Origin of the sequence: Hydrogenophilus thiooxidans (assembly GCF_019049855.1) — a bacterium.
GTDB lineage: Bacteria > Pseudomonadota > Gammaproteobacteria > Burkholderiales > Rhodocyclaceae > Hydrogenophilus > Hydrogenophilus thiooxidans.
The window spans coordinates 76,479-94,841 of sequence record NZ_JAHLSY010000009.1 but is presented as its reverse complement, the minus strand read 5'-3'; the positions used below and the strand labels follow the sequence as shown (position 1 = coordinate 94,841).

Genomic DNA, 18,363 nt, shown 5'->3' with positions numbered 1-18,363 from the left:
AGGTCATGCGTTTGCGTCAGCCGCTCTGCGTAGTCTTGCAGCGCTTCGGGTTCCGGCTCGCGCCCGAGTAGTCCCCGGTAGAGCGCTCGCACCAGCTCCGGCGCACGCTCGGCAAAGCTTTGCCGCCAGCGTTCCTCCGAGCGGGCCAGCTCCGACAGCAGCGGCGTGAGGTCACCTGCGCGTCTAAGCAATTTGGCATAGGCGGCAAGTCCATCCGGATCCGGTTCGCGGGACAATATGCCACGGTATGTCATGCCGATAATTTGTTCGGCAGTCAGACGAAGCATGGTTCTCAAGGCCAGGTCTGCAAGGCTCATTTCAACGCCTCCGCTGCAAGTGTTTTCTGACGACAAAGGGCTGCGATAAAAAGTCTCCACCAGTGGAGCCATCCTCTCTCACTTCCAGCGGCACGCAGTTCTCCTTTGCAATGATCTGAAAGATGGCCTGTTGCGGAAAACAATGCATTTGCATGTCGAGTTCGTACTTGGTCGCCAGCCATTCATCGAGCGAGAAGCGATAGTGCGGATGGTAGGTGGGAACCTGAAAGATGGCGATTCCGCCGGGCTTGAGGGAGCGCAGCGCATTGGCGATGAGATGGCGGATAACCGGGGGGGTTGTGCTGGAAGACGATCCGCGAATAGAACACATCACAGGGTTCCAACGGAGCCAAAGGCTCTTCTGCAAGCAAATGGAACTGGCAGTTGAAAACGCCGACCTCGTTGGCGCGTTGTTCTGCGAGCGAGAGATGAGAAGGCGATATATCGTAAGCGTGCACCTCTCGAAAGCGGCGAGCAAGACCCATGGTCACCCTCCCCACGCCACAGCCAAATTCCACTGCGGTTTTTGCAGACAATTCCGAACAGTCATGTCGTTCGAGAATTTTTACGATTTGATCCGTCTCCCTCTCTCCGGATGACCAAAACGCGTCGCTGTGCTTTTCCAGATTTTCCGGAAGAAATTTTTCATTCGTCAGCACCGAGTGATGAGGCCGGGTGAGGCCAAGATGCGTCCAAGCAGCCTTGTTTTTTCCAAGCATGCGGCAAGCTGTGCGGGCGTGGCATCGTCATCGACCTTCATTTTCGAATGGTCAAGAGGGTATCGCCGAAAAGCCACCTTGGCACCAAAGCGTCGCAAAAATTCTGGCGACTGCAAAAACCGGGTTCTCAACGCCGCGAAATTTTCCGCGCTCCGATGGCGCTCGATGACTTCCTCGGATTCCGGCTCCCTGCCGAGAATCGCCCGGTAACAGCAAACTACTTCTTCTCTACTGACCATACCATTGTCCTCCATCATTAATTGGCCCGTGAGCCATAATTCCCGACGCGGCTTGCAGCCACGCGCTGTAAAAACGCTTCCCACTGCGGCAGTATCTTTTCCGGCAGATAGCGCGAGGAGACTTCTTCGCCGCGCTGGCGAAGGCGCTCCTGTACCTGCAGACTGTCCGGTTCATAGAGCACTTTCTTGAGCGCCTTGACGGCGCTCATCGTGGAATAGGGATCGAAGTATTCGGCGGCGTCTTCGTATATTTCGCGGTGAACGGGGATGTCCGAGGCCACAACAACGCCAGCGCTGCGCATAGCTTCGACACCGGAAAAGTCAAAGCCTTCGCCCAGACTGGGACAAACGGTGGCGGCTGCATGGCGGTAGAGAACACGAAGATCGGGGGCGGGTACGGCGTTGAGCATAAACAGTTCACCGCGGTCAATCCACACCTTGAACCCCTTCATGATCTGTTTGTAATCCCACCCAAGTGTTCCAACGACAACCAGTTTTAAATCCGGGTCGGTTTCTGCTTTGATGACTTCCCATGCTGCAAGGAGTCTCATATGATTCTTGCGCGGCTCAATCGTGGAAACAACCAGCAGATATTTGAAATTACTTGTGTAAAGGCGTTGTCTAAAAAAGTTTTCTTGTTCGCGCAATGTCAGAAATTTGGGGGTGAGCCCAAGATCTTTTGCATCTGGATCAAATCCGTATAGTCGAGACCGAATAATTCCAGGAACACGCTCAAACGGCGAGTCTTCCTTGAAATAGTGGTGTGAAACCATGTTGTGAATAGTCACTGCGCGATCGGCCGCTTCGGGGAAAAGACGCAACAAATCCTGCCTTGTGGCTTCAGAAACACAGGCAAACCAGGCTCTTGATTTGACATTGCTCATCAAGGCATAGAAATGGGTCGCCTGATGCAGCGATTTGTCGGAAATGGTGTGTGGCATGAACACCGGGATGGCATCGTGGTAGCGGATGACCATGGCGGTGTTTTTGCCGATGCGCGCGGGGTATGGGGTCTGGCCGATGAAGATGTCAAAGCCGCGGGTATCGAGCCGGGGATATTTCGGCGTCGTTCGCCAGTTCAGTGTTCCCAGCCCTACGGTGTGCATGGTGTTCCACGGGACGGAACAAACGCGGTGATTGGCGGTGGCGACGAGCGGGAAATCACTTGCTGGCAACGTCTTGGCAAAAAGGGTGCGCCAGGTGAAATCTTCGAATGCCTCAGACTCAAAGCGGCTGAGCTTGATCTTGCCGATGTTGGTAATGAGCGAAATTTGTAACGCAAGCGTCTCGGATCGTTTTTGCAACCAGTCCAGAGTGATTTCAAGGACATTACGATAAGGCTTTTCCATCATCGAAATGATGATATTGGAGTAGCGCCCGTAACGCCGCGCGGGAGATAATTTTTGCCAGAAAAATCCCTTGTCTTGCGTGCCTCTGGCCAGGCGACGATGAGAGGTTTGGAGCATTCCCTCGACATCCACGAATTCGATGCTGCGCAGCCCACGAAAGAGCAGGCGCGTCTCTTGAGGGATGCCGGCAAACCCTTCGAGGGCAGGACGCATTTCGAGGAGCACTTTGATTTTCTTGTCCAGCGTTTTTTCTTGCATTGTTATTTCTCAGCAATTGGCGTTGTAAAAAGCATATGCCGTGCCTACATCAGGAAATGGATGCAATTTACCGGCGTGTAATACACAGGCGCGGTCGCAGTGCTCCCGGATGTTGTGCGCCTCGTGCGAGACGATGACCATCGCCCGTTCCTTGCGCTTCTCGAACAGTTCAGTCTGACATTTGGCATGGAAACGCGCATCACCCACCGAGATCACCTCATCAATCAAAAAACAATCGAACTCTATCGCAAGTGAGATAGCAAAAGCAAGCCTTGCCCGCATGCCTGAAGAATAGGTCTTAACTGGCTCTCTCAGGTAACGACCGAGTTCGGCAAATTCCTCAACGGCTGGAACCACGCTGGAGATATCTGCGCCGTACACGCGGCAAATGAATCGGATATTGTCCAACCCCGTCAGGCTGCCCTGAAAGGCGCCACCGAAAGCCAGCGGCCAGGAAACGCTCATACGGCGGACTACGTGGCCCCGAGTCGGCAATTCGGCACCGCTCAGAAGGCGAATCAAGGTAGATTTCCCGGAACCGTTTCGGCCCAAAATACCCAGCTTTTCCCCCGGTGCAATTTTCAGGTTCAAATCGCTGAACACCGTGTGAATGCCGTGACGGATGCGATATTGCTTGGCCACATTTATTAACTCGATCATTCGCCCTCCAGGTGCAAACCTACATAGCGAACCAGCAATAAACCGGGCAACAGAAGCAGCATGTTGACTAACACGACGTAGCCGACACTGTAGTGGGCGCGCACTAAGTTACCAAAGAGTCCTTCGCGCAGTAGTTCGGTACAGTTTACGGTCGGTATCCAGAGAACGAGTTCTTGAGCATAGGTAGGCAGCCAATCGACCATGAAAAATGCGCCGGACAAAGGAAGGAACAGATAGCTCACCACATGCCATATGCGATCTACCGATTCGCTCAAGACAGAGAGTGAGCCAATGATCAGGGCCATATCAAGTGAGAACCAGGCCAGAAGGAACCAGGCAATGAGAATCTTCAGCAAATCGTCTGGCATCCCCACCAGTCCTGTTGCCATGAAGACGACAGAGAGGATCAGGAAGGATATGGATGCACCGGAGATTTCGAGAATGATGCGCGAAACATAGAGATCAATGATGCGAACATTACGGTGGTGCATAAGCGCACGATTGGGCTCCACCGCATTGCCGCAACGGTTGATGGTATTACGCCACAGGAGTACCGAGGCGTAACCACTCAACGTAAATGCCACAATGGGTAAGACAACTTTGTGAAGCCCCAATGCTGTCCACAGCGCCAGTACTCCGAGAGTAAACATCATGGGCTCGACGAAAAGCCAGAGAAAGCCGATGTTGTGGCGCCCGTACCGAGTAATGATTTCGCGCATCAACAAAGCGCCAATCACCCGCGCCTGTATTCTTAGAGAGCGAACAAGCTTTTGCTCAGGCAAGACAGCGCTCAATCCACATGCTCCTTGACCGCCGCTACGGTGAGTGACAGAACTCCCCACATTACCAGACCCATTAGAAAGACAGCCAGAATATTTCTAACTCTGCGCGGCTCCATCGCCGCATCTGGAAAACTTGGTGCGCTGATATGTTCCAGATAGAGCTGCTGGCGCTGGGCTTCGTTACGCGCGAGTTCCAGCGAACTCATGGCCGAAGCGAGCATCTTGTCTGCAAACTCCTTCTCGAGCGCTAAGCGTTGGAATTCGGCTGACTTACTGGCAAGAGATTTATCCACTGCCCCAGCAATGTTAGCGCTGACTCTTTCGATTTCCGCCTTGAGCATTTCTGCCTGCTTACGCAAAACGGGTAGTTGTGGGTTATTGCGCGCAAGTTGTTCAAGCTGAGCAATCTGAGTTTGAGTGTTAATCAGTTCTTCTTGCAGCTTGGCAATCTGCTGAAGTGGGATGACCGCCTGCTGCTCAGGGTTGATGACATTTTCGCGGTTGCGATAGTCCGCAAGCGCAAGAGCTGCCTGGCGGGCTTTGGCTTCTGCCTTGGCCACTTCATTTTCGGCAAACCGGATCATATCTTCCTGTGCGCGCTTGTTGAGGCGATTGACCAACTCTTCGGCATGGTCGAGCAGGCGCTGATTGATTTTCTGGGCTTCTTCTGCGGTGAAAGCACGCACCGTCAGAGTGGCAATGGATGAACTGGGGTCAAGTTGCACAGCCACGACTTTCTGATAGTAGCGGTAGAAATTCTCCAAGCTGTCATCCCAATCCAACCCCGGAAAACGACCAAGGAAGTCACCATTTGGGCGTGAGTACGCAGATTTGATGCCGAGCTCCTTCTCCAGCGTGAGCATGGCATCACGCGAGAGGATGTAGTCCTGCACCACGAAAGCATCATCCTGCGCCCGGGATATTCCTGCCCCCTTGAGGATGAGCCCCAAAGGGGACGTGGTTTGCCGTTCCGGGCTGCGGACGACAAAACGGGATTCGGAGATGTAAACGTCTGCCGCAATGAAGCCATAGTAAAGAAAGGCCAATGCAGTCGGTATGACGACGGAAAACAGAAAGAGTCTATCCCTTATCCACTTAGGCAAGGTTTTCATTTAAGGAATATCCTAAGCCTTGAAACAGTTCAAGTTGATCATCAGGTTCGTCCGTAAATGTCTTCAAACCGCACGATATCGTCTTCGCCAAGGTATTCTCCGCTCTGCACCTCGATCATGACCAGATCGATCACACCGGGATTGCTGACCCGGTGGCGATGACCCGCGGGAATGTAGGTCGATTCGTTCGTGGCAACGAAAATTTCACGCTCGCCATTGACGACCTTGGCCATTCCACGCACGACGATCCAATGCTCGCTGCGATGATGGTGCATTTGCAGACTCAGGCTGGCACCCGGTTTGACGACGATGCGTTTGATCTTGTAACGGTCGCCCTCCTCGAGCACGGTGTAAGAGCCCCAAGGACGATACACTGTACGATGAAATTTGTGGGTCTCGTGGCCACGTGCCTTTAGTTCAGCGTAAAGATGTTTGACGTCTTGTGCGCGTTCTTTGTGCGCGACCAACAAGGCGTCAGCCGTATCGACGATGATGAGATCTTTGACACCTACCGCGCCGACAAGTCGCTCTTCGCTTCGGATATAACAGTTTTCTACGTCTTTGAGCAAAGCTTCGCCTTCGAGACGATTGCCCTGGGCATCCGCCGGGTTGATCTCGCTCAATGCTGACCAAGAGCCAATGTCGCTCCAGCCGATGTTGCAGGGTACGACAGTGACGTTGTTGGATTTTTCGAATACGGCGTAATCAATGGAGTCTTCCGGGACGTTAGCGAAGGACTCGGCATCAAGCTCACATTGTGTAAACCCTTTGCCACTGGAAATGCGCGATTGAGCAAGACATTTGCGTACGCCTTCGATAATGGCAGGACAATATTTCTGCATTTCATCGCGCATCGCTGTGGCCTTGAAGCAGAACATTCCGGAATTCCAAAAAAACCGCCCGGACTCGACGTATTGTAAAGCTGTGGCAGCGTCAGGCTTCTCAACGAAGCGTAGCACGCGATTTCCTTCTGCTTCAATATAGCCGTAGCCGGTTTCTGGGGCGTTAGGCTCAATACCAAAAGTGACCAAGCTGCCTTGTTCAGCAAAATTCTTCGCGCGGTCGACAGCCTCAGCAAAACCCAGCTGATCAGTGATCAAGTGATCCGCTGGAAGCACAAGAAGAATAGCATCTTGCCGTTGGTCGATGATATGAAGCACAGCTGCGGCAATTGCTGCGGCAGTGTTGCGCCCGAATGGTTCGAGTATAAAAGATGTCGGCAAGTTTCTAGCATTGACTTCTTGATACTCGTCTTCAGTTTTGAAGAAAAGCTCACGATTGGTTACCGTGAGTATTTCCTGCACTTGCGGTAGCTGTGCTGCACGCAGGAAGGCTTTTTGTAATAGGCTTTGACCATCACTTAGGCGAATGAAGGGTTTGGGATGAGCCTCGCGAGAAACAGGCCAAAGGCGCGAACCGGCACCGCCGCAGAGAATGACTGATACAAAATGTGATTCCATTACATCCGCTCCATGGTTTTTAGAGTTTGTTCGATTTGCTGTTCATTATGTAGGCAACTGAGAAAAAACCGCAACCGCGCCGCCTTTTCCTCCACCGCAGGATGGATGATCGGCTGCACGTTGATGCCGCGCTCGAAAAGCGCGTTGGAAAGCTTGGCCGCCTTGAGTGAGCTGCCGGTAATCGCAGGAACGATGGCATAGCCCTGGGAGGTGCCAACGTCGATTCCGCTCTCTTTTGCCAGCATAAGGAACCTCGCCGCATTCTCCCGCAGCCTCGCTACGCGCTCAGGCTCCCTCAACATGATTTGAAGCGCCGCTAGGGATGCGGCAGCGAGCGGCGGAGCGATCCCAACGCTATAGACAAAGCCCGGCGCGGCGTATTTGAGCAGTTCCACCAGCGCCCGGCTGCCGGCAATGTAACCACCGCAGCCTGCGAGCGTTTTGGAGAGCGTGCCCATCCAGATGTCCACGTCCCGGCCAGCAATGCCGTGGTGCTCGTGGCTGCCGCGGCCGGTTTCGCCCAATACACCAAGGGCATGGGCTTCATCCACCATCAGGAAGCAGCCGTGGCGGCGCTTGATGTCGATGAGCGCGGGCAGGTCCGGGATGTCGCCATCCATGCTGTAGTGCCCTTCGACCACGATGAGCACGCGTTCGAACTGGTGGCGGATTTCGGCAAGGATGGCATCGAGGGCCTGGGTATCGTTGTGCGGAAAACTGCGCCGCGTGCTCCCCGCGAGCTTGATGCCTTCGAGCACGCTGTTGTGGATCAGACTGTCATGGATGACGAGATCCTTGGGCCCGAACAGGGTGGCGATGGTCGAGACATTGGTGGCATGGCCGCTGACGAAGACGATGCAATCCTCAACGCCATAAAGATTCGCCAGGGCTTCTTCCAGTTCGCGCTGGATGGGGCGTTCGCCCGCGACCAGGCGGCTGGCAGAGGCCGAGGTGCCGTAGCGGTCGATGGCGGCCCGCGCCGCCTGGCTGACAGCCGGATGGCCATTGAGCCCCAAGTAGTTGTAGCTCGAAAAATTGATGTATTCACGCCCATTGATGCGGGTGACTGCGCCGGCGATACCATCGTGTGCGATGAAGAATGGGTTGCGCAGCCCCATACGATCCGCCGCCGCCTTGGGCACCAGCATTTTTTCGTAACCGGGATGGCGGTCGAAGCGGGTGAAAGCTTCCGGCACTTTGGCGCGCTGCAACGACCGGGGAGCAGACGTCTGAGGTGCCGTCCCGCTAGCGCCGACTTTCTTGCCGAGAAAGCGCTCGATGAGCTGTTGTTTGGCCTTCAAACCGAGCGACGACTGGGTCATGCGGTGAGCCTCGTACCGTGCTCCTGTAGGGTGCGGACATCCTGGGTGATCTGCTGCAATTCCTCGGCCGTCACGGCTTCGCCATGTTGCGCGGCCATGCCCTGCACCACGACATCGACCGGGTTGGTGGTTGAAGCGCCCTCTTCCGCGCCGCCGAGCAATCGTTCGACGATGCGCTGCGTGACCTTTTCCGCCGTGGGCGATTCGTTGAGCGTCATCACCGGTAACTGAATGCCGAATCGCTGTTCCAGGCCCAACGCCAGTTCAACCGCCATGAGGGAATCGAGCCCCAGATCGTGCAGGCTGCGCGTGGGGTCTATACGGTCCGCGTCGATGGCGAGGATTTGCGCGACTTCCTGCACCACGAGCTGCCGAATGATTGTAGCAACTTCCTCTGGCGATTTACCCGCGATGAGCGTTCGGAAATCCGCTTCGTTTTCCGATGAGATGGTGTTTCTGAGGCCACGGTTGAGCACGGCAAAACGGCCATGGGGGGCGGAAGGCAGCAAGCGGGCCAGTGTGTTCCAGTCGAAATGGGCAACCGCGAGCGTGCCTCCTTGCAGAAGCAGGCAGTCGATCTCGTCCAACGCCTGCTGCGTGCGCAACGGCGGCTTGCCGAGGCGCTGTGCCAGGCTGTCACGCACCACCTCGTTTCGGGTGAGGTAGCCCGCATCGCCAATTGGGCCCCAGCCTATGCAAACGGCGGGCAGGCCCATGTGCCGACGCATGGCGGCCAGCCCTTCGAGTCCGGCATTGGCGGCGACATAGTTGGCCTGGCCAGGGTTGCCAATGGCAGTGGTGATGGAGGAGTAGAGTACGAAGTGCTCGAGCGGCACATCGAGCGTAGCCTGATGCAGGTTCCAGGCGCCCAGCAGCTTAGGCGCGACGACGGCTTCCATGCGCGCAGCGTCGAGGTTTTGCACGAGGGCATCGTCAAAGACCGCCGCCGCGTGCAGCACGCCCTTGATAGGCGGGCAGGTCTTGCGCACCTGTTCGACCATGCGTGTCACCGCTTCGCAGTCGGTGATGTCACAGGCAAAAGCTTGGACCGAGACACCCTGGGCAACAAGGTCATCGATGGCCTCTTTGGCACCCGGGGTGTCCAAACCACGACGCCCTACGAGGACGAGATGGCCCACACCATGCGCGGCGAGCCAGCGCGCCGACTCCAGGCCGAAGCCAGAAAGACCCCCCGTCACGATCCAGGTCGAGTCCTTGGCCAGCCGCAGCGGCGCCCGCGCAACAGCTGGCCGTTCGAGCTCCGGTCGTGCGCCGGCCAATGATACGACCACCTTGCCGATGTGACGGGCCTGTTGCAGGGTGCGGAAGGCATCGACCACGCGATCGGCCGGGAAGACCCGGCAAGGCAAGGGCGTAAGCGCCCCTTCGCGGAACAGGGCCATGACCTCGTGGAACAGGCGCGCCGCAAGTTTCGGTCGGCCGGTCAGCAGCTGGTCAGCGTCGATGCCAAAGTAGCTGATATTGTCCTTGAAGGGCCGCAGGCCGATGGGCGTGTTTTCGAAGAAGTCGCGCTTGCCCAGCTCAAGAAAGCGGCCAAAAGGCTTAAGCACCGATAGATTGCGGCGGATGGCTTCGCCTGCGAGCGAATTGAGCACGACATCAACGCCCTCGCCATGCGTGGCTGCAAGGATATCGTCGGCAAAGGCGAGCGAGCGCGAGTCGAAGACGTGATCGGCGCCCAATAGCCGCACGAAATCGCGTTTTTCATCGCTGCCGGCGGTGGCAAAGACTTCTGCCCCGAGATATTTGGCGAGCTGGATGGCGGCGATGCCCACTCCGCCAGCGCCACCATGGATGAGCACGCGCTCGCCCGCTTGCAGGTCGGCAAGGTGCTTGAGGGCGTAATAGACCGTGAAGAACACCGTGGGTACGCTGGCGGCGGCCTCGAACGACCACTCTTCCGGCATCCGGGCAACGGCATCGGCGCGGGTGACGACATGACTGGCGAAGCAGGCCGAGCCAAAACCCATGACTTTGTCACCCGGCCTGAAATCACGTACACGCGCGCCGACACGGGTGACGATGCCGGCGAATTCCAGGCCCAGGCTGGCGCCGGCGAAGCCTTTTTCCACCGCCTCATCCGGCAACAGGCCCATGAGGTACATGACATCGCGGAAGTTGAGGCCGGTGGCCTTGACCTCGACTTCGACGGCGTCATCGGCCAGCGCGGTTTGTTGCTGTGGCAGCCAGACAAGATTGCGCAATTGCCCGGGCACATGGAAGTCGAGACGGAAGCGCTCCCCAGGTGCTGCACGTTGGGTTTGTTCCTGAGCGGCCTCATGCATGACCAGCGAATAGCGGCCGGTATCGGTGAGCAGGATCTCGGATGCGCCGTCGGGGTAGAGCAGCTCGTTTTCCAGCCGGTCGAGGCCATCCTGGCAGTCCAAGTCGATCAGCGTGCAGGCAAGCGCCGGGTATTCGTTCATGACCACGCGCCCGAAGCCCCAGAGCGCGGCTTGCTGAGGATTGGGTTCGACCGTCGCCGGCAGGTTTGAGGCGAGCGCCCCCCCCCGGGTGACGAACCACAGGCGCGGCGGTTTCACAGGGTGTGCGGCGAGGGCTTGGACGTTCTCGAGGGCTTCGGCGAGGAGGCTTGCGGCCGCCTCCGGCGTGCAATCCCAGCCCCGCATGTGCACGACGTGGTCGATGCCCTCGAGGCTTTGCGGCAGATGTTCCGCGGTGATCACCCGCTGCCCCTGCGCTTCGAGCCGCGCCGAAAGATGTCCAGCCAGTTCCTGAGAAGCCGCATCGGCGAGGAACAGCCACGAAGCCAGTTCTGGCACGGGCATGGCGGACTGCCACTGGGCCGGTGCGCGCGCAAGAAGCAAGTAGGCGCCTTCGGAAAGGCCTTCGGCTGCCGGTTCGCAAAAATCCACCACGTCCTCAAACCCTTCGGCCCGCAAGAGCTCTGCCCAGGCGGTTACCGACACCAGCGAGGACTGCGGCGCTTCGTCATTCGCGGCCTCATGCCACCAACCCTCATCCAACCCTGCCCAAAAGTCTGCGCTCCAATCCGGATGACGCTCAGCAACGACGAGGCAGGCGCCGGCGGCTAGCCAGCCCACGACCTGGTTCAGCGCCGCTTTGGGGCTCAAGGCGCGATGCAGGGTGTGACGGAGTATGACCACATCGAACTTGTCCGGCAAACATGCATTACTCTTCAGCTGCCAGCTCGCGTAATCGAGCGTCGCAATGACGAGATTCGGCGCATGGGCGTATTCGGCCTGCTGACGTTCGGCCACGTTTTCGGGCAAGGCGAGCACATAGTCGAGGCGATCTTCGGACAGCGCCCCAAGCAAGGCGCGCGGGACTTCGCTAGGGCCGTCGGCGATTTCCAGGACACGCAAGCGGCGGTGTGCCGGCCAGTCGCTCGCCAGCTGGCGGAGGAAGTGCTCCACCGCCTGCCGCATGCCGGCATATGCAGGGTCGTCCTGATAGAGCGTTTCGGCAACGGCCGAACGGCGCAGGGCCGCAACAAAGGGCGCTCTTTCTGAGGGGTGCTGGAGCAGATGCGGCAGGTGGCGTCCCACCCGGCCGAGCAGCACCAGATGCGGCAAGGCGGCAGCGTGCTCGCCCACGAGCGTGCGCCAGATGTCCTCGGCAGCGGGCAGGTCGTTGTTGTCGGCCAGTTGCCAGCGCCCTCCCTGGAAGGAGAGCAGGCCTTCCTGCCGCAACAGGCTGCTCAGCCACCGGGCATAGGGATCGGACGTGGCCATGAGCCTCTGCAAAGCATCGTTGCTCTCGCGGGCAATCGTTGCAAAGGCTTCAAAGGCGAAGGAAACCACGAGCGCCTCAAAGAGAGGCAAGGCCTCCTTGAACCAACGCCCGCGCACTTCTGCCTGCTCGGCCATGGCCACCCGAAGGGTTTCAACCAGCACCAGCGGCGAGGGAAGCGGGGTGACGAGCCCTTCCGCCGGATGCGGGCGCAGCATGGGTTCGATGCGCCAATAGGAGACTTTCTCCTGTGCCTTGTGCACGAGCGGTGCGGCGCGAAAACGGGAACCGCTCACGCGCGCGAGCAGGGCATCTTCGGCATCGAACAGCTCGAAGTCGGCCAGCACCGAGCGTACGCTGCGGCGCGCGAGCCGGGCGCGGAATCGGGAGGGTTTGCCAGCACGGTGATATTCGAGCCGACCGGTTTTGACCGGCAGCAAGGCGACACCCTGCCCCGCCTCGATGTCGCTACGGAAGAAATCGACCAGCGACTGGTAGCAGACATCGAGCAAGGCCGGATGGAGAAGGTAGCCGTCTTGCGCCAGGTGGGCGGGATGTTCCAGTTCGGCTTGCAGACGGTCATCGGCAACGGTGGCTTCGCGCAGGCCCTGAAAGCTCGGGCCGTAATCGAGGCCCAGTGTGGCGGCGAGGCGGTAGTGGGTTTCCTGATCGACCTTGGTGTCATCCGTGGCCGGCGGCGCAATCCGTGCGCTCCGCGAAGCGACGCCCGGCTGCAAGATGCGCCCGGCGGCATGGAGCGTCCAGGCATCCTGGCTCAGGCGCTGCCGACTCTTGATCTGGAAGCTGCCGTCCCGCTCGTTGAGCTCGAAACGCAGCGTGCGCGCATGCTCGCCGTCGAAAACCATGGGCGAGACGATGTCCATCTCTTCGAACACCAGTGTCTCCCCGCCCAGCCATTCTCGGGCGGCGGCAAGCGCCATCTCAGCGTAGGCCGCGCCCGGAAAGACGATGGCACCACCCACCCGATGGTCAGCCAACCAGGGCAGTACCGTTGGGTCGATGGTGTTTTCCCAGGTGTGGGCAGCTTCGGGAATCGACCAGCCCAGGAGCGGATGCACGCGCCGCCGTTCGATGGACAACAGGCTTTCGCTGGTCCGCGGGTGCCAATGCCGCTCGCGTTGCCAGGGGTAGTTGGGCAGCTGGACACGACGCCCGGGTTGCGGGAAATAGACGCCAAGATTCGGCTGTTCAGCCAGCAGATGGACCCGCAAGGCGGTCTCGAGGACCTGGTTCCAGCCATCGGCCTCCTTGCGTAGAGTTGGGAGCACTCGCCCTTTAATACCAGCCGCTTGTAGGCATTCGCCGATATAGCGTTGCAGGATGGCGTGCGGGCCGATTTCGATGAAGATACGGCAGCCAAGCGCAGCGAGTGTGGCCATGGCCTCGGAGAAGCGCACGGGCTCGCGCACATTGTGCCACCAGTATTCCGCACCCAGTTGATGGGCGTCGAGTTTGCCACCGGTGACCGTGGAAACAAAGGCCGTTCCTGCCGCAGCACGGGGTTGTAACCCGGCGAGACTGGTCAACAGCGGCTCTCGGATCGGATCCATCCGCGGACTGTGGAAGGCATAGTCGAGATCGAGCAGGCGAAAAAACACCCCCTTGGGTGCAAGGTGCGACTGGACACGTTCGAGATCGGCCAGGCTGCCTGAAAGGGTCAGGTTCTTTGGGCTGTTGATGCCGGCGATCGCGATGTCGAGCGCCCCACCCAATTCCGTCATGACATCTTGCATGGCCTCCGCCGAAAGCCCCACTGCAGCCATACGGCCGGCACCACGCGTCTCGCCCTGGGCCCGACTTCTGGCGACGATCACCCGGATGGCGGCGTCGAGGTCGAGCGCCCCGCAGGCCCAGGCCGCGGCCACCTCGCCGACACTATGGCCCGCCACGGCGTGTGGTTCGATGCCCTGTGCCTTCAGCAAACGGGTGATCGCGACCTGTATGGCAAACAACAAGGGCTGGGCAACGACGGTATCGTCGAGTCGAGCGTTTTCTCCGGCAGCCTGCAACTCGGCCAACAGCGAAAAGCCGGCGACAGGCAGCATGCGGGCGTCGAGCTCGGTCAAGATGTCGACGAATGCCGGTGATTCGGCCATGAGACGCAAGCCCATGCCGATCCACTGGGCGCCGTTGCCGGAATAGACGAAGGCTACACCACCCGCTTGGGGCAGTCGCTCTTCGAGCACCAAGCCGTCTGGCGCGCCGCCTTGTGCGCAGGCGGCGAGTTTGCCGGCCACATCGTCTGGTGTGTTGGCGAAGAGTGCCAGGCGTTTTTCTAGGCGTTCGCGCCGATACGCGGCGGCGTAGGCGATGTCGTAATAGTCCGTTGGCGAGGCGTTCCTAAGCCGCTCCGCATAGCGGGAAGCCAACGTTTGCAGCGCCGCGTCAGAACGCGCGGAAAGGAAAAGCGGCGGCAACGCCTTGGGCTCATAGGCTTTGCCTTCATCGTGACGATATTCGCGCAGCAGGACGTGCGCGTTCGCGCCGCCAAAGCCGAACGAGTTGACACCGGCCACCAGCGGGGTTTCTTTTTCCAGCGGCTGATACTCGGTGACCGGTTGCAGATTGAGCCCAGCAAAATCGATGCGGGGATTCGGTTTCTCAAGGTGAATCTGCGGAGGCAACGCGCGGTGGTGCAACGCCAGGATCGCTTTCACCAAGCCCGCCATGCCCGAGGCAGCCTCCATGTGGCCGAGATTGGCCTTGACCGAGCCGATGGGGAGTGGTTTTTCCCGCCCTTGCCCATACACCTCGCCAATTGCGGCGCACTCGATGGGATCACCGACCATGGTGCCCGTACCGTGTGCCTCGATGAAATCGACGTCATGGGGTGAAAGTCCGGCTTTCACCAGGACGCTTCGCATCAGCTCGGCCTGGCCATCTCGGCTGGGGATGGTAATGCCGGTCTTGCGCGCACCGTCGGCATTGACGCCGGTCGCCAGGATGACCGCCTTGATATCGTCACCATCGGCAATCGCTCGATCCAGGGGCTTGAGCAGAAGCACCGCCCCACCCTCGGCGCGCACATACCCATTGCCAGAAGCATCGAAGACCTTGCAACGCCCATCGGCGGACAGCATCGATGCCTTGGTAAAACCTACGAAGGGATAGGGGTGCAGCAACAGATTGACGCCGCCGACGATAGCCGTGTCCGCCTCACCTGTCTGCAACGCACGGCAGGCGTGGTGAAGCGCGACCAGGGAAGAGGAGCAGGCGGTGTCGACTGCGAGCGACGGACCGCGCAGATCGAAAACATAAGAAAGACGGTTGGCGGCAATGCTGAGCGTATTGCCGGTCATCGAGTGTGACGACATGGCGGCAAGATCGTCGAGGCCGCGTGTGCCATAGTCGAGGCTGGAGATACCGACATACACGGCGCAATTCGTACCGGAAAGCTTGGAGGGAGGCACCCCCGCGTTCTCCATGGCTTCCCAGGAGAGCTCAAGAAGCAGCCGTTGCTGCGGATCAAGCCAAGCTGCCTCGCGCGGCGATATCCCGAAAAAACCGGCATCAAACTCATCAATACGTGAGAGAATGCCCGCCGAGAAGGTGATGCTGCGCCCAGGTTCGCTACGCGTGGGGTGTTGTAGTTCGTCGACTGCCCAACGTTCGGACGGTACATGACTAACGAGATCACGTCCTTCTTTCAGGGCCTGCCAGAGTGTTTGCTCGTCATTCAAGTCACCCGGAAAGCGAAATGCCAATCCGATGATAGCAATGTTATAGGGCATAGCAGGCATTTGGTCAAATGCTTTCCTTCTGATTATACCTTAACAGGGCATTAGCCAACGTTTCGCTGGTTTCTTCTGATTGATCCCTTCATTGTGGGTTTGGCGTTCTCTCAGCAGGCATTGGTTGCCAATTGCTGCGCACGGTCACGGCGGGTTTTGTCAGGCACCTCAGTTAGCCGCCCCAGATTGAACAGCCCGGATATAGGTCATGAGCGCAAGGGTCTCTTCTGGCGTCAAATCGAGAAACTGAACGCCATACCCCTCCCCGTCGCGAAGATGGACGGCGTCCAGTTTCCGTTGGGAGCGCACCTGGGCACGCACACTCAGAATGAGTTCGCTGCCTGCCAAGTCGATTTTGAACTTCAACGTCACGGTATCGCCAACATTCAGCGGGTGACGGGTCGCCAACAAGCCGCCACCCAACGAGAGATCCAACAACACGCCACCATGGGGTATCCCTTCTGCGGTGAGCACAGCACAGACGAGGCGAACCGGCACGCGCTCGCTGCGGCGTAAGCGCAACGCCTTGACTTCGCTCGGATAGGTCAGGTGATGGTAAGGAAAGGGCTTTGAAACATTCACCAAAAGCGAAGCGGAAAACAGGAAGGCGTACGATCCTGAAGTCCCTTTGATTTGAAGGGTTGTTCCCTCCTTGATGAAGATGGGAAGGTCATTGCGGGTCACCGCGTCGATCAGCAACGATTTGGTGCGCAACATGCCCACGTAACGTGACCAAAGCGGCTGGTCGTCGCCGCTTATCTTGATTTGCAGCAACTCCCCAGGGACCAGATGGAGCTCATGAAACCCTAGCGAAAGCGCCCTTCTTTCCTCATCGCTGCCTTTGACCTCGACGCGCTGCGCGCTTTCGAGCGCTGCGCGGAATCGCTCGTCTGTCGTGACGTCCCGCTCTGGGCCTAGCTTGAAGAGTTTCTGTTTTTCCTGTTCGGTTTCGATCACATAACCGCGACGCAACAGGAGCCGTCCGTCCCGGTCATAGACGTCGAACGGCATCGGCTTACCGAGCAGGAGTTCGTGCAGTTTGACAGGGACGCGCAGCATCGGTCAAACTCGTAGTCTGAGCGCCATTTACTCCCACTCGATCGTCGCAGGCGGTTTGCCCGAAATATCATAAACGACGCGATTGACGCCACGCACTTCGTTGATGATGCGGTTGGCGACACGCCCCAGCAGAGCGTGCGGCAGTTCTGCCCAATGCGCGGTCATGAAGTCTTGGGTCTCAACTGCGCGCAACGCAATCACGTATTCGTAGGTCCGCCCGTCTCCCATCACCCCGACGCTCTTGACCGGCAAAAAGACGGCAAATGCCTGGCTTACCTTGTCGTACCAATCGGCAGCGCGGAGTTCGTCGATAAAGATCGCGTCCGCTTGGCGCAAAATTTCGGCGTATTCGCGCTTGACTTCGCCCAGGATGCGCACCCCCAGCCCGGGACCGGGGAACGGATGGCGATAGACCATTTCATGCGGCAACCCAAGCGCAATCCCCAACTCCCGCACCTCATCTTTGAAAAGTTCCCGCAGCGGCTCCAGGAGTTTGAGGTTGAGCGTTTCCGGTAACCCGCCCACATTGTGGTGGCTCTTGATGGTGTGTGCTTTTTTGGTTTTGCTGCCAGCCGATTCGATCACGTCGGGATAGATCGTCCCTTGCGCGAGCCACCGGGCATTCGGGCGCTTCGCCGCCTCTTCCTGGAAGACCTCGACGAAGACGCGACCGATGATTTTCCGTTTTGCTTCCGGGTCCGTTACGCCGGCCAGCGCTTGGAGGAAACGCTCTGACGCGTCGACGTGGATCACCCGCATCCCCAAATGGCGGGCGAAGGTGGCCATCACCTGTTGCGCTTCGTTGAGGCGCAGGAGCCCGTTGTCGACAAAAACACAGGTGAGCTGATCGCCGATTGCCCGATGGATGAGCGCTGCGGCAACGCTGGAATCGACGCCCCCCGAAAGCCCCAAGATCACCTCTTCGTCACCCACCTGCTCGCGGATGCGCCCGACCGCCTCTGGGATGAACTCGGGCATCGTCCAATCCCAGCCGCAACCACAGATCTCATGGACGAAGCGCCCCAGGATCTCTTTTCCTTTGAGCGTGTGGGTCACTTCCGGGTGAAACTGCACACCGTAAAAGCCGCGTTCGGGATCGGCCATCGCCGCCACGGGCGTCGATTCGTTTTCGGCGATCACCTGAAATCCTGGAGGAAGCGCAACCACCGCATCCCCGTGGCTCATCCAGACCTCTAGGTACGCGCGCCCCGATTCGTCGCGACGATCCTCGATGCCTTCGAAGAGCGGCGAGTGGTTGCGTAGCCGCACTTCGGCATAGCCGAACTCCCGTTTGCCGCTGGGTGCGACCTTACCCCCCAATTGCTCCGCCATCGTCTGCATGCCGTAGCAGATCCCCAGTAGCGGCACGCCCAGTTCGAAGACCGCTTGCGGCGCACGCCAGTCGACGGCGTCGTACGCAGAGTTGGGACCGCCGGAGAGGATCACCCCTTTTGCACCGAACGAGCGGATGAAATCGTCGGAGACGTCGAACGGGTGGATTTCGCAATAGACTTGATGTTCCCGCACCCGCCGCGCGATCAATTGCGTGAGCTGGGACCCAAAGTCGAGGATCAAAATTTTGTCGTGCTGCGCCATGGC

The 18,363-nt window shown here is 58.7% G+C and carries 12 protein-coding genes and 1 pseudogene; all 13 read right to left on the bottom strand.

The window, feature by feature from the left end; genetic code table 11:
- Positions 1–389, bottom strand: a 389-nt coding sequence (locus KUL93_RS06225) for a hypothetical protein (RefSeq protein WP_217126213.1), incomplete at its 3' end; no start/stop codon positions are given.
- A complete protein-coding gene (locus KUL93_RS11430; protein ID WP_249419300.1) occupies positions 319–648 on the bottom strand; it encodes a hypothetical protein in 330 nt (109 codons plus the stop codon). The genes KUL93_RS06225 and KUL93_RS11430, both read right to left, overlap by 71 nt.
- A 19-nt stretch (positions 649–667) precedes the next feature.
- Positions 668–1,036, bottom strand: a pseudogene (locus tag KUL93_RS11795) (class I SAM-dependent methyltransferase); the annotation flags it as partial.
- Complete coding sequence (locus tag KUL93_RS06215; protein WP_217126216.1) at positions 970–1,275, bottom strand: hypothetical protein; 306 nt, start codon at positions 1,273–1,275, stop codon at positions 970–972. The pseudogene KUL93_RS11795 and the gene KUL93_RS06215, both read right to left, overlap by 67 nt.
- 17 nt (positions 1,276–1,292) lie before the next feature.
- Positions 1,293–2,882 carry a glycosyltransferase family 4 protein gene (locus KUL93_RS06210; RefSeq protein ID WP_217126211.1) on the bottom strand — a complete coding sequence of 530 codons (1,590 nt, stop codon included), beginning with the start codon at positions 2,880–2,882 and terminating at the stop codon, positions 1,293–1,295.
- Between the two features lie 9 nt (positions 2,883–2,891).
- Positions 2,892–3,542, bottom strand: coding sequence for an ABC transporter ATP-binding protein (locus KUL93_RS06205; RefSeq protein ID WP_217126210.1), 651 nt, complete (start codon positions 3,540–3,542; stop codon positions 2,892–2,894).
- The gene (locus KUL93_RS06200) at positions 3,539–4,336 is read right to left on the bottom strand and encodes an ABC transporter permease (RefSeq protein WP_217126209.1); all 798 of its coding nucleotides are present in this window, start codon (positions 4,334–4,336) and stop codon (positions 3,539–3,541) included. Before KUL93_RS06200 ends, KUL93_RS06205 begins: the two co-directional genes overlap by 4 nt.
- Complete coding sequence (locus tag KUL93_RS06195) at positions 4,333–5,436, bottom strand: KpsE/RkpR family capsule polysaccharide export protein (protein WP_217126208.1); 1,104 nt, start codon at positions 5,434–5,436, stop codon at positions 4,333–4,335. Before KUL93_RS06195 ends, KUL93_RS06200 begins: the two co-directional genes overlap by 4 nt.
- A gap of 41 nt (positions 5,437–5,477) precedes the next feature.
- Positions 5,478–6,896 (bottom strand): mannose-1-phosphate guanylyltransferase/mannose-6-phosphate isomerase, encoded by a 1,419-nt coding sequence (locus tag KUL93_RS06190; protein WP_217126207.1) that lies wholly within the window; start codon positions 6,894–6,896, stop codon positions 5,478–5,480.
- Positions 6,896–8,218: an aminotransferase class I/II-fold pyridoxal phosphate-dependent enzyme gene (locus KUL93_RS06185; protein WP_217126206.1), complete on the bottom strand. Its 1,323-nt coding sequence runs from the start codon at positions 8,216–8,218 to the stop codon at positions 6,896–6,898. Before KUL93_RS06185 ends, KUL93_RS06190 begins: the two co-directional genes overlap by 1 nt.
- On the bottom strand, positions 8,215–15,714 hold the full coding sequence (locus KUL93_RS06180; protein ID WP_217126205.1) for a type I polyketide synthase: 7,500 nt from the start codon (positions 15,712–15,714) through the stop codon (positions 8,215–8,217). Before KUL93_RS06180 ends, KUL93_RS06185 begins: the two co-directional genes overlap by 4 nt.
- A gap of 159 nt (positions 15,715–15,873) precedes the next feature.
- A complete protein-coding gene (locus tag KUL93_RS06175; RefSeq protein ID WP_217126204.1) occupies positions 15,874–16,764 on the bottom strand; it encodes a PilZ domain-containing protein in 891 nt (296 codons plus the stop codon).
- Between the two features lie 27 nt (positions 16,765–16,791).
- Positions 16,792–18,360, bottom strand: coding sequence for a glutamine-hydrolyzing GMP synthase (guaA, locus tag KUL93_RS06170; protein ID WP_217126203.1), 1,569 nt, complete (start codon positions 18,358–18,360; stop codon positions 16,792–16,794).
- Positions 18,361–18,363: the final 3 nt, after the last annotated feature.